Origin of the sequence: uncultured Sphingomonas sp., assembly GCF_964235535.1 — a bacterium.
GTDB lineage: Bacteria > Pseudomonadota > Alphaproteobacteria > Sphingomonadales > Sphingomonadaceae > Sphingomonas.
In genome coordinates, this window is record NZ_CAXSBH010000002.1 from 111,899 (window position 1) to 123,549 (window position 11,651).

At 65.4% G+C, this 11,651-nt stretch carries 8 protein-coding genes; 5 read left to right on the plus strand and 3 right to left on the minus strand.

The features are described 5' to 3' along the window. Nucleotides 1-297: 297 nt before the first annotated feature. From ACFE7F_RS01885 to ACFE7F_RS01895, 3 genes are read left to right on the plus strand one after another with little or no spacing between them, the layout of a single operon-like run. On the plus strand, nt 298-3,321 hold the full coding sequence (locus ACFE7F_RS01885) for a TonB-dependent receptor (RefSeq protein WP_375402139.1): 3,024 nt from the start codon (nt 298-300) through the stop codon (nt 3,319-3,321). Further along, a complete protein-coding gene (locus ACFE7F_RS01890) occupies nt 3,321-4,343 on the plus strand; it encodes a phytase (protein WP_375402140.1) in 1,023 nt (340 codons plus the stop codon). The genes ACFE7F_RS01885 and ACFE7F_RS01890 overlap by 1 nt, the downstream gene beginning before the upstream one ends. Beyond that, entirely contained in the window at nt 4,340-5,821 is a 1,482-nt protein-coding gene (locus ACFE7F_RS01895) for an alkaline phosphatase (protein WP_375402141.1), read from the plus strand. The genes ACFE7F_RS01890 and ACFE7F_RS01895 overlap by 4 nt, the downstream gene beginning before the upstream one ends. A gap of 150 nt (nt 5,822-5,971) precedes the next feature. On the opposite strand, the gene gyrB is transcribed toward ACFE7F_RS01895, so the two are convergent. The 3 genes from gyrB to ACFE7F_RS01910 all read right to left on the minus strand — a co-directional run bounded on the left by gyrB (nt 5,972) and on the right by ACFE7F_RS01910 (nt 9,420). Continuing rightward, on the minus strand, nt 5,972-8,476 hold the full coding sequence (gyrB, locus tag ACFE7F_RS01900; protein ID WP_375402142.1) for a DNA topoisomerase (ATP-hydrolyzing) subunit B: 2,505 nt from the start codon (nt 8,474-8,476) through the stop codon (nt 5,972-5,974). Nucleotides 8,477-8,718: 242 nt separating this feature from the next. Further along, the gene (locus ACFE7F_RS01905) at nt 8,719-9,126 is read right to left on the minus strand and encodes a type II toxin-antitoxin system PemK/MazF family toxin (RefSeq protein ID WP_375402143.1); all 408 of its coding nucleotides are present in this window, start codon (nt 9,124-9,126) and stop codon (nt 8,719-8,721) included. Nucleotides 9,127-9,156: 30 nt separating this feature from the next. Beyond that, nucleotides 9,157-9,420 carry a hypothetical protein gene (locus tag ACFE7F_RS01910; RefSeq protein ID WP_375402144.1) on the minus strand — a complete coding sequence of 88 codons (264 nt, stop codon included), beginning with the start codon at nt 9,418-9,420 and terminating at the stop codon, nt 9,157-9,159. A gap of 289 nt (nt 9,421-9,709) precedes the next feature. Between ACFE7F_RS01910 and ACFE7F_RS01915 the strand changes: the two genes are divergently transcribed. Further along, nucleotides 9,710-10,054: a hypothetical protein gene (locus ACFE7F_RS01915; RefSeq protein ID WP_375402145.1), complete on the plus strand. Its 345-nt coding sequence runs from the start codon at nt 9,710-9,712 to the stop codon at nt 10,052-10,054. A gap of 484 nt (nt 10,055-10,538) precedes the next feature. Next, the gene (locus tag ACFE7F_RS01920; RefSeq protein WP_375402146.1) at nt 10,539-10,871 is read left to right on the plus strand and encodes a hypothetical protein; all 333 of its coding nucleotides are present in this window, start codon (nt 10,539-10,541) and stop codon (nt 10,869-10,871) included. The last annotated feature ends 780 nt before the right edge of the window (nt 10,872-11,651 follow it).

Here is an 11,651-nt window from a genome sequence, read left to right on the forward strand (position 1 = left end):
TCGTGTTCGTCGCGGCCACATACCCGACGCGGTTACCCGGCAGATGTGAATTTTTCGGATGTCGGTTGATCCGAGCGCCGACCGCCCGACCGCGCCCCGATCCTCGGCACGCTTCACCCGGTCTCGCCCTAGCGCGACGGCGCGACTCCCACGGCGGCGACTCTCGCGACGCCGGTCTGTCCAGCGGGCAAAGTGTCTTCTATCTGTCGCCGCCAAGTAACACTCCCGCCATCACGCTGCTGCACTGCGGCGACGCGGACGGGGGCGAGCGAGCTTTCCGCCGGGGGGAAGTCGCCAATGCGTAATCTGTCAGCCTGGTCCGGGCGGAACATCTTCATGCGCGCTCTGCTGGCGAGCTGCGCCTGTGGTCCCGCCTGGACCCCTGCGGCGGCGCAGGGCGACGCGGCGGCGCGTGCGACCGTGTCCGGCACGGTCACCGACGCGTCGGGCGGCTATCTCGAAGACACGACGGTGGATGTCCCCGCACTCGGCCGCACCGCGGTCGCCGACCGCTCGGGGCGATGGGAGCTGCGCGACGTGCCGGCCGGAACGTACGAGGTCATGTTCCGCCATGTCGGTTTCCCCGACCTGCCCCGCGCACTCACCGTCGCGAACGCGGCCGTAACGTTGGACGTCGCCATGGCGACCTCGCCCGACGCGGCCGGCGAAGTGGTCGTCACCGGTTCGCGCCCGATCGCCGAGTCGGAGGCGGCGGCGCTCCAGGCGCAGCGCAACAGCAGGTCGCTCGTCTCGGTCGTCGCCGCCGACTCGGTCGGCCGGCTGCCCGACCAGAACGTCGCCCAGGCGATCAGCCGCCTGCCCGGCGTCGGCGTGCAGCGCGACCAAGGCCAGGCGCGCTACGTCAACTTGCGCGGCGCCCCGATCAACTGGACCACCCTGTCGTTCGACGGCATCAACGTGGTCAGCCCCGAAGGGCGCGACGCCCGGTTCGACTCCATCCCGTCGGCGATCGCGTCGCAGATAGTCGTTCGCAAGGCCGTGACGCCCGACATGACGGGCGAGACGATCGCGGGCAACGTCGACATCATCACCCGCACCGCGTTCGACTATCCCGGGTTCAAGATTCAGGCCAAGGCCGGCCTCGGTTATGTCGAGCTGGGCGAACGCAGCGAGTATGAAGGTTCGCTCGTCGTCTCCGACCGGTTCGAGACCGGCATCGGCGAGTTCGGCCTCACCTCGTCGGCCAGCCTCTACCGGCGCGGCATGGTGACCGACAACTTCGAAACCGATTTCGAGGCGGTCGAGCAGGACCGGCGGCCGGGCTTCGCCGACCGGGTCTTCGCGCGCGAGACGGAGAACAAGCTCTACCGGCTGGTCCGGCGGAACTACGCGCTCACGACCCGGCTCGACTGGCGGCCGAACGACGACAATCGGCTGTTCGCGGCGTCGATCTACTCGGCCTTCGAGGATGACGAGCTGCGCAACAACTACATCTTCGACCTCGACGACCAGCAGGGGCGCGTGCCGACCGCGACGACCGCCTGCCCGGCCAACCCCGTACCGGCGGCGAACACGACCGGTTATGCAGACGTCTGCACCGGCAACTCGCCGCTGCTCGGCACCGTGTACGGCATCGACCTCAATTCGAACTTCACCGTCCGGGCCTACAAGCAGTCGGTGTTCACCAACACGATCGGCGGCGACCACCGGCTGGACGACTGGACGGTGGCGTGGCGCGGCAACTACACCCGCTCGATCGACGACCGGACGCAGCCCGCCCAGCTCAACTACGACAGCCCCGGATTCGGCACCAACGGCGCGGGCGCGCCCAACCGGCTGACCGTGCTCTACGACCTGCGCGACCCTCAACTGGCGAAGGTCGAGCTGTATCGCACGATCCGCAACGCCAACGGCACGCTCGCGCGCGGCGACCGCGTCACGGCGATCGAGGATTTCCCCCGGACCCTGTCGCGGCTGCGCGGCCTGATCGCCAACGACGTGACGGAGGCGTACACCGCCAAGCTCGACGTCTCGCGGCCGATCACCCTGGCCGCCGCCGAGGTCACGATCGCCGCCGGGCTGCGCTACGACGACCGCACCAAGACGTCGAACGAGCGGCTGCTCGACGTGACCAGCGCGGCGCTGTTCACCGCCGCGGGCATCCCCACCGGCTACTCGGCCATCGCCATTCCCGGCGGGTTCCAGGGCGAGCTTCCGCTCGGCTACACCTTCCAGTACTTCGGCCGGGACAAGATCCTCGACCTCCTCGACCGCGCCGCCACGGTGGCGCCTTACAATCCCGTGCCCGCCAACTTCTACGACGTGCAGGAAAAGGTCTATGCGGGCTATCTGATGGCGACGACGACCCTGCCTTGGGGCAATGTCGTGGGCGGCGCCCGCGTGGAGCACATCCGCAACGACAGCCGGGCGTTCGCGATCAACGGAACCACCGGCGCGACCACGCCGGTCGAGGTGACCAACGACCAAACGTTGGTTTATCCGAGCCTGCACGTGAATTGGGACGTCGACGACAGCCTGAAGGCGCGGCTTTCGTTCAACACCGGTGCAGCGCGGCCCGATTACGATCAGCTCCGCCCCAACCTGACGTTCAACGACGCGAACCAGACGATCTCGGGCGGCAACCCCGACGCGAAGCCGGAAAAGGCGCGTGGCGTCGACCTCTATTTCGAATATTACACCCAGCCCCGCGGTTTCCTGTCGATCGGCGCGTATTACAAGGACGTGAAGGACGTCCTGTTCAACTCGACCGGCACGTTTGGCCGCGACACGCTCAATTTCGGCGGAGCCGATCGGTCGCAATATACCTTCTCGACGATCACCAACGGCGGCGACGGCTATATCCTCGGCGTCGAGGGCGCGATCCAGCAGCAGCTCGACCCCTTCACCGCCCGGCTCGGCCTGCCCGACTGGATGGGCGGCTTCGGCGTCCAGCTCAACGCCACGATCAACCGGAGCCGCGCCGACACGCCCGACGGACGCAAGGTCAGGCTGCCCGGCGCGTCCGACGCGGTTTACAACCTGATCGGCTATTACGAGAAATACGGCTTCTCGGCGCGCGTGTCATACCAGAACCGTTCGAGCTGGATCGACGGGATCGGGACCTTCGCCACCATCAACGGCGTGTTCCGGGGCATCGACGGCGGCGACTTCTATTGGGCCAAGGACGACGAGCTCGACGCATCGGTGCGCTACAATCTGACGCCCAACGTCGAGCTTTACGCCGACTTCGCCAACCTGCTGGACGGCCCCGGTCGACGCTTCGTCGGCAGCAGCCGGTTCACCATCGAGCGGGAGACGTTCGGGCGGCGGTACACGGGCGGCGTGCGGGTGACGTTCTGATGCGGACGGGTGCGGCGGTCGTCACGTTCCTGCTCGCGGGTTGCGCGACGATGCCGCTTTCCACGTCGCCGCCGCTCGTGGCGGCGATCGCCGAAACCGATCCCGTCGACACGGCCGCCGACGCCGCCGACGATCCCGCGATCTGGCGCAACGCGGCGAATCCGGCTCGCAGCCTCGTCATCGGCACCGACAAGCAGGCGGGGATCCACGTCCACGACCTGTCCGGCCGCCGCCTCAGCTTCACGCCCGCCGTCCGCTCCAACAACATCGACCTACGCGAGCTGCCGGACCGCGTGATCGTCGCCGCGAGCGACCGCGCGCAGGCCAACTGGGCCAAGATGTCGCTGTTCCTGCTCGACACGGCCGCCGCCCGGCTCCAGCCGCTCGGCCGTTTCCCCATCGGTCCCGGCGAGGCCTACGGCATGTGCCTGTGGCGACGCGCGGGCGACGGAACGCTCTTCGGCTTCGTCGTGATGAAGGACGGCCGCATCGACCAGGTCGCGATCGACCTCTCCGGAGAAGCGCCCCGGGTGCGCCCGGTCCGATCGATGAAGGTGCCGTCCCAGGCCGAGGGCTGCGTCGTCGACGACCGAACCGGTGTCTTGTACGTGGCGGAGGAGGATGCGGGAATCTGGCGCTTCGCCGCCGATCCCGGGGCGTCGGTCGCGGGTAAGCTGGTCGCGCGGGTCGACGCGCGGACGCTGGTCGCCGATGCGGAAGGACTGGCGCTGGCCCCCCAAGGTCGGCGCGGGGGCTACCTGATCGCGTCGAGCCAGGGCGATAACGCCTACACCGCCTATCATCTGCCGGGCATGCGTTATGCCGGTCGCTTCCGCATCGGCGGCGGGACGGTGGACGCGACCAGCGAGACGGACGGGATCGACCTGGCGCTGGGCGACTTCGGTCCGCGCTTTCCCGATGGGCTGTTTGTAGCCCAGGACGGCGACAACGCACCGGCGACGCAGAATTTCAAATACGCCGGCTGGGTGCCGATCCGCGCGGCGTTGGGCCTGCGCCGATGATCCGCACCATCCTCGCCGTTCCGCTCGCGATGGCCGCCCCGCTCGCCGCGCAGCGGACGCCGGCGCCGCCGCCGCCGGCCGTCACCACCGATGCCTATCGCGGCGCGGCCGCGGCGACCGTGGAGCGCATGGCGCGCGAGTGGCCGATCGAGCGGCGCGCCCGCAACGTGATCGTGTTCGTCGGCGACGGCATGGGCGTCTCCACCCAGACCGCAGCACGCATCCATCAGGGCCAGCGCGCGGGCGTCGACGGCGAGTCGTACGTGACCGCGATGGACCGGCTACCGCATGCGGCACTGGTGCGGACGTACTCGCACGACACTCAGGTCGCCGACTCTGCACCCACCGCGACCGCGATCTTGGCAGGCGTGAAAACGCGCAACGACGTGATCGGGATCGGCCCGGAGGTCGCGATTGGCGACTGTGCCGGGTCGCGCGCCCACGGAGTAGAGTCGTTGTTCGGCATTGCCCAGCGCCTGGGACGCGCGACGGGCATCGTTTCGACCGCGCGGATCACGCACGCCACGCCGGCCGCCGCCTACGCGCACACGCCTCAGCGCGATTGGGAGGCCGACGCGAACCTCGACGAACGTTCTCGGCGCGAGGGTTGCGTCGACATCGCCCGCCAACTCGTCGAGGGATCCGTCGGCTCCCGCCTCGACGTCGTGCTGGGTGGCGGCCGCGCCAACTTCTTTCCCGCAGCGACGGCGGACCCGGAATATCCGGAGCTGCGCGGTCGCCGGACCGACGGGCGCGACCTCGCGGCCGAGTGGCGCCGCCGTCACCCCGACGGCTCATACATCCAGGACTCGCGCGGCTTCGCGGCGCTGAAGCCCACGGGACCGGTGCTGGGCCTCTTCGATCCCGATCACATGAAGTACGAGGCCGACCGCGCGCGTGATCCCGCCGGGGAGCCCTCGCTGGCCGACATGACCGCCGTCGCGATCAAGCGTTTGAGCGCTCGCAAAGGCGGGTTCGTGCTGCTGGTCGAGGGCGGGCGGATCGACCACGCCCACCACGCCGGCAATGCGCGGCGCGCGCTGGAAGAGGCGGTGGCGCTCGACGAGGCGGTGGCCCGCGCCGCGGCGGCGACCGATCCGCGCGAGACGCTGATCCTCGTGACCGCCGATCACAGCCACACGCTCAGCATCTCGGGATACCCGGCGCGGGGCAACCCGATCCTGGGCGTCGCCGCCGACGCGACGGGCAAGCCGATCCTCGCGGCGGATGGCAAGGCCTACACGACCCTGGGTTACGCCAACGGCTCCGGCGCGACCGGAGCGGTCCGAGCCGATCCGACGAGCGCCGACCCGACCGGGCTGGATTTCCGCCAACAGGCGCTGGTGCCGCTCGGCTCGGAAACCCATGGCGGCGAGGATGTCGCCGTTCGGTCCTCGGGACCCATGGCGCACCTGTTTCGCGGGACGATCGAGCAGCATGTGATCTTCCACATCGTGAAACACGCCCTCACGCGGTGAAATAGATCGACCCGCGGCCGACATTTCGCCGAGGTCGGTCGCAAGGCGGCTCCGATATCATCAGGGCCATGTCGTCGCCGCTGAACCGACCACGCGGCTCCGCCGCGCCCGCGACCTCGGTGCTTCGCCGAACGATGAACGCCATACCGCTCAGACGTCCAGGTTCGCCACGTTGAGCGCATTGTCCTGGATGAACTCGCGCCTGGGCTCGACGACTTCGCCCATCAGCTGGGTAAAGATCTCGTTGGCCCCTGCGATGTCGGCCGACGACACCCGCAGCATCGTCCGGTTCGCGGGATCGAGCGTCGTCTCCCACAGCTGCTCGGCGTTCATCTCGCCCAGGCCCTTATAGCGCTGGATCGCCAAGCCTTTGCGCCCCGCCGCCAGGATCGCGTCGACCAGCTGGCTCGGCCGCGACACGCGCGTCTCGCGGCGCGACACGGTGATCGTCTCGGCCCCACCCTCGCCGCCTTCGTCCTCGCCCGGCTCGACCTCGGCCGGCTGCGGCGCGCCTTTCATCGGCACCAGCTTGGCCTGCCCGGCATACGCCTCCGACTGCTCGGCGGCCAATGCGTGCAGCTTGCGAGCCTCTGCCGACACCAGGAACCCCGCCTCGACGATGTGGTGGTCGGTCACCCCGCGCCACAGCCGCTCGAAATGGACGCCGCCATCCTCGGTCAGCCGCGCCGACCAGCGCGCCTCCTCATCGTTGCTCCCGAGCAAGCGCACGACCTGGGTCAACGCCGCCTCTCGCGCGGCCCGGTCGATCTGCGGGTCGAGCGTCCCGCCCAGCGCCAGCACCTCGATCATCGACGGGTCGTAGCGCCTGGGCACATACCGCATCAGCGTCCGCATCCGCCGCGCATGCTCGACCAGCTCGCGCAGGTCGCGTCCCGACCGCGCCCCGCCCGCCGTCTCCATCACCAGCGCGTTCAGCCCGGCGTCGACCAGATAATCGTCGAGCGCCGCATCATCCTTCAGATACACCTCCGACCGCCCGCGCGTCGCCTTGTAGAGCGGCGGCTGCGCGATATAGAGATACCCGCCCTCGATGATCCGCGGCATGTGCCGGTAGAACAACGTCAGCAGTAGCGTGCGGATATGCGCGCCGTCGACGTCGGCGTCCGTCATGATGACGACCTTGTGGTAGCGCAGCTTGTCCGCGTTGAAGTCGTCGCGGATGCCCGTCCCCATCGCGGTGATCAGCGTGCCGATCTCCTTGGACGACAGCATCCGGTCCTCGCGCGCTCGCTCGGTGTTCAGGATCTTGCCCCGGAGCGGCAGGATCGCCTGGAAATGCCGGTCGCGCCCCTGCTTCGCCGAACCGCCCGCCGAGTCGCCCTCGACCAGGAACAGCTCGGACTTGGACGGGTCGCGCTCCTGGCAATCGGCCAGCTTGCCCGGCAGCGAGGCGATGTCCATCGCCCCCTTGCGCCGCGTCAGCTCGCGCGCGCGCTTGGCGGCCTCGCGCGCGGCGGCGGCGTCGATCACCTTCTGGATGATCGCCTTGGCGGTCGCGGGGTTCTCCTCCAGCCACTCGGCCAGCTTGTCAGCCATGAGGGACTCGAGCGGGGCGCGCACCTCGGACGAGACCAGCTTGTCCTTGGTCTGCGACGAGAATTTCGGATCGGGCAGTTTGACCGATACGATCGCGGTCAGCCCCTCGCGCATGTCGTCGCCCGTCAGCGACACCTTTTCCTTCTTCAGCAACCCCGACTTCTCGGCATAGTTGTTGAGCGTCCGCGTCAGCGCCGCGCGGAAGGCGGCCATATGCGTCCCCCCGTCGCGCTGCGGGATGTTGTTGGTGAAGGCCAGGACCTGCTCGTAATAGCTGTCGTTCCATTCCAGCGCGACGTCGATCCCGACATCGTCGCGCTGCCCGTTGATCGCCACCGGATTGGACATCAGCGGCGTCTTGGCGCGGTCGAGATACTTCACGAACGCGGCGATCCCGCCCTCATAATAGAGCTCGACGGTCCGCGGCTCGTCGTGCCGCGCATCGGTGATGAACAACCGCACGCCGGAGTTCAGGAACGCCAGTTCCCGATATCGGTGCTCCAGCTTGTCGAAATCGAACTCGACGATCTTGAAGGTGGTCGGGCTGGGCAGGAACGTCACCATCGTGCCCTTGCGCGCCGACGCGCCCGTCCGCTCGAGCGGCGCGACCGCGTCGCCGTGCGCGAAGCGCATCCGGTGCTCCTCGCCGTCGCGCCAGATCGTCAAATCGAGCCACTCGGACAGCGCGTTCACCACCGACACGCCCACGCCGTGCAGCCCGCCTGACACCTTGTAGGCGTTGTCGTCGTTGGTGTTGTCGAACTTGCCGCCCGCATGCAGCTGGGTCATGATCACCTCGGCCGCCGACACGCCCTCCTCCGGATGGATGCCAGTCGGAATGCCGCGGCCGTTGTCGGTCACCGACACCGACCCGTCGGGGTTCAGGACGATGTCGATCCGGTCGCAATGCCCCGCCAGCGCCTCGTCGATCGCGTTGTCGGAGACCTCGAACACCATATGGTGCAGCCCCGACCCGTCGTCGGTATCGCCGATATACATGCCCGGCCGCTTGCGCACCGCGTCGAGCCCTTTCAGCACCTTGATCGAGGAAGCGCCGTAGTCGCCGGAATTATTGGTGGATTGCAGGGTGTCCGTCATCGTTGACATATAGGGATTTCGGGGGTGGAACGGAAGCATGGCGTCGCAGTCGCGCTAAGCGCAGCTTAGCCCGACGAACCAGCGACGCCACGGCCGACGACCGGCCGGCCCTCGTCCGGCCGTGTCGTTCGACGACGCGGCTTCGCCGCGGCGTGTTTCCCATAAGCGTCACGATCATTTGGCTGCAAAAGTCTAGGTGCCGAGTCATGCGCGGGCAATCAAGGATGGCACGGCGGTTCCGCTCAATCACGCGAGATCTCGGCAATGCGCCGCGCAGCGGCCAACTCGAGAATGCGGCCGATGACAATATCGTAGAGCTTGGGTGGGATGAAGCCGTAGGCGAAGCGATCCTTGCTCCCCGGCACAGGCCGAATGTCATAGCCGGGCCAGGCGAACTGGTTCACCTCATCCAGCACGATCCAGGAGCGGTCGCCGTCGAGGCTGAGCGCCTGCTTGACACGAAGCGGCAGCTCGATCGCCTCCCTGTCCTTCGCTGGCGGCGTATGTGTGATCGGTGCGACCGTCACGCGCGGGGCACCGCCCTTGGGGCTTTGCAACGCCAGCACGATGACGCAGGGGCGGACCTTGCGGCCTTCCTCCTGCCCTTTGCGATGCTCGTGCCGCCACAGATAGGCATAGGGGATGACCAAGCCCGGTTCCGGGCTAGGAAGCGACAAGGCTCAATCCATCAGCGCATTAAGATGGTCGTGCCGAACATCCATCCGCGACGCCGCCAACGCCTTCAATGTCTTGGCGTCCAGCTCCTCGACCGCCAGGACGGTAGGAACCATCGCCTTCAGGCGTTGATATTCGTCATAGTCACGGGCCGACACGAAATAGCCGGTCACCCGGTTGTGCGTCACCACGGCCACCGGTTCGCGTTGAGCTTGCTCGCGATAGCGACCGAAATTGCGGGCGAACTCGGTCGCTGCTACCTGCGTCATCGTGCCCTCCTTGGCATTTGAGAGCGATACACAAAACGCGCGTCTCTCGCAATAGGTCAAGCGTTGGCGGACACTCGTTACCCGTCGCTTCTGCCGGAACCTTTTTACTAATCGAGGTGCCCACATCCATTCTGCGCTTCGCATGGCATAAGGGGGTACAATGAAAGAAATTTGTGGAGCGACTGTCGTCGCGCTGCTCGCGTTTACTAGGTTAGCTGCACCAAGCACCGCAGAGGCTAAGGCGGGCACACCTAAGAAACTTTTCGCATGTTCTCTAGGGAAAAAGTCGGTGTCGGTGACTGCCGTTGGCAGCAGGCTGACTTACCAGTTTGGCACACCCGCGAAAGTAGAAATGGCCATCATTGGCAGCGCTGGCCAAGGAAATGTCTTTTATCGTTCCGATCGATACGCAGGCATGGAGTATCAAATCAGGTTCGCGAACGGTTCCTACAGCTACATCGTCTATAGCATAGAGGGGAACGGCCGCACAGGAGCGGCAGTCTCTTCTGGACTGGTGGTGATGAAGGGCACGAAGACGATCGCAGATATGCCATGTCTACGTTACACCGAGTTCGGTGCGAGCTTTGACTACAATGCTTTGCCACAAGACGATGAGGCACACTCTGCGATGTAGGCTGGCGATTATAGGAGGAACGGCTGGGCAAAGATGCGCGCTGTTCTCCTAGAGGTTGAAGGGGGAAAATAATGAAGCGCTTTATACTGCTTGCGACCATTGCGGTCACAGGATGCAACACATCTGTGACTCCGGCCGCGAAGGGGGAAGCGTCCACCTTGGACCTACTGGCTGAAGGGTCGGCAGACGCCTGCAATCGTGAAGACGCTCGGACAACACTACTTTCGAAAATAAAACCTACAATTCATCCAGTTGGCGATCAAATTAGTCAGGATATTGAACGGGGTATAAGTCTTTTTATTTACTCTCTTAATACAATTGCACTTGCCGGCGTTAATAAGGCTATTAAGAGCGTATCTTGTGACGCAAACTAACCATTAAATATAAAGATCATGAAGACCGTACATTTCAAGTACGCTACACAATCAGACCGTCTGTCGAAGATAAGCAAGAGCTTATAATTAATACTGTTGCACCAGAGGCAATGCAGTACGCAAAGGCTGCATCGGAAGATGCAGTTACATCGGTTGTCGGTGATCGACTCAGGAACTCGCAACGTGAGGAGGAGCCTGAAGAGATGCAAACTACCGACTCCAGCAAAACCACTGCCGAGCCGGAATGGACCGCCGAACAGAACTTACTCATTTCCGAGTGGAATATCGAAATGCGAAACTGCGATCCCGCAGCCGACGAAACGCAGGAAGTGATGGACGTATGTACTCGACTGGAGGACACCGTTAAAAGGATGAAAAATGCCGGAATATGCACGGTCGATGTCCCGGATACGGATGCCGTCCAGTTGCGACGTTGTCCCTAGACGTTTGGGCCCTGTGATTGATGGTGCGGATTCAAATTAAACCGGGCCGGCTCGGGTTGCCATGCCTTGCAGATGGCTTCGTAATCCGGTTCGATTTTGACACCAGCGATGCAAAACCCACAAGTTCTGCACCATCCGGAAAAACGGTAGAAATCTACGACCTTCCATGACGCGCAAGTTCGATGCACGATCAAAGCGTAAGCTGGCGAGCTGTTACGGAATGGCTGAGGTCCTAGGCCGCAGTCACGACCGGTCGGATCTGGCACCGTTGCTCGATCACGGTTGCCTATGAAGTCGGGAGTGTCTCGTAGCCTGGCCGTGGCGGTCATCGCTTGATGATTGGAGTCATGCCTTGGCGATCTAACCAGCGCGAGGCGGCGCTGGCCGAAACCGCTGTCCTACAGCCCGCGCCCCATGTCAGGGTCGCCGCGACTCGGGGTCACTTCGCCCCATGCTCTTTGACATCCGTCCATAAAATGAAACGATCCCACGCGATCGTTCACGCCGCAGTGTCAATCGGTGTAAAGCTGCACCCGAGCCCGGCGGCGCTTTTCCCGAAGTCGAGACCGCGTTTACGTCTCAACTTCGCCAACTTGTTCGGGAACGCCGGACGCGCGATGGATCGTCCTTAGCGTTATCTAGCGTTACCTTCTTTCGCCTCTGTCCGCCTCGCGCGGACGCGCACCCAAGCCCTGCCGAGGCTTGAGTGCGCGCTCGGTTACCCCTTACCGCCCATAGAACCGTGCCACGTCTTGCCGATACCGCGTGTCGAACTCGGGC

Excerpts from the sequence above, each read along its gene's own strand:
- ACFE7F_RS01885 (WP_375402139.1), top strand. The coding sequence starts at position 298 with ATGCGTAATCTGTCAGCCTGGTCCGGGCGGAACATCTTCATGCGCGCT.
- ACFE7F_RS01890 (WP_375402140.1), top strand. The coding sequence starts at position 3,321 with ATGCGGACGGGTGCGGCGGTCGTCACGTTCCTGCTCGCGGGTTGCGCG.
- ACFE7F_RS01895 (WP_375402141.1), top strand. The coding sequence starts at position 4,340 with ATGATCCGCACCATCCTCGCCGTTCCGCTCGCGATGGCCGCCCCGCTC.
- gyrB (WP_375402142.1), bottom strand. The coding sequence starts at position 8,476 with ATGACGGACACCCTGCAATCCACCAATAATTCCGGCGACTACGGCGCT.
- ACFE7F_RS01910 (WP_375402144.1), bottom strand. The coding sequence starts at position 9,420 with ATGACGCAGGTAGCAGCGACCGAGTTCGCCCGCAATTTCGGTCGCTAT.
- ACFE7F_RS01920 (WP_375402146.1), top strand. The coding sequence starts at position 10,539 with ATGCAGTACGCAAAGGCTGCATCGGAAGATGCAGTTACATCGGTTGTC.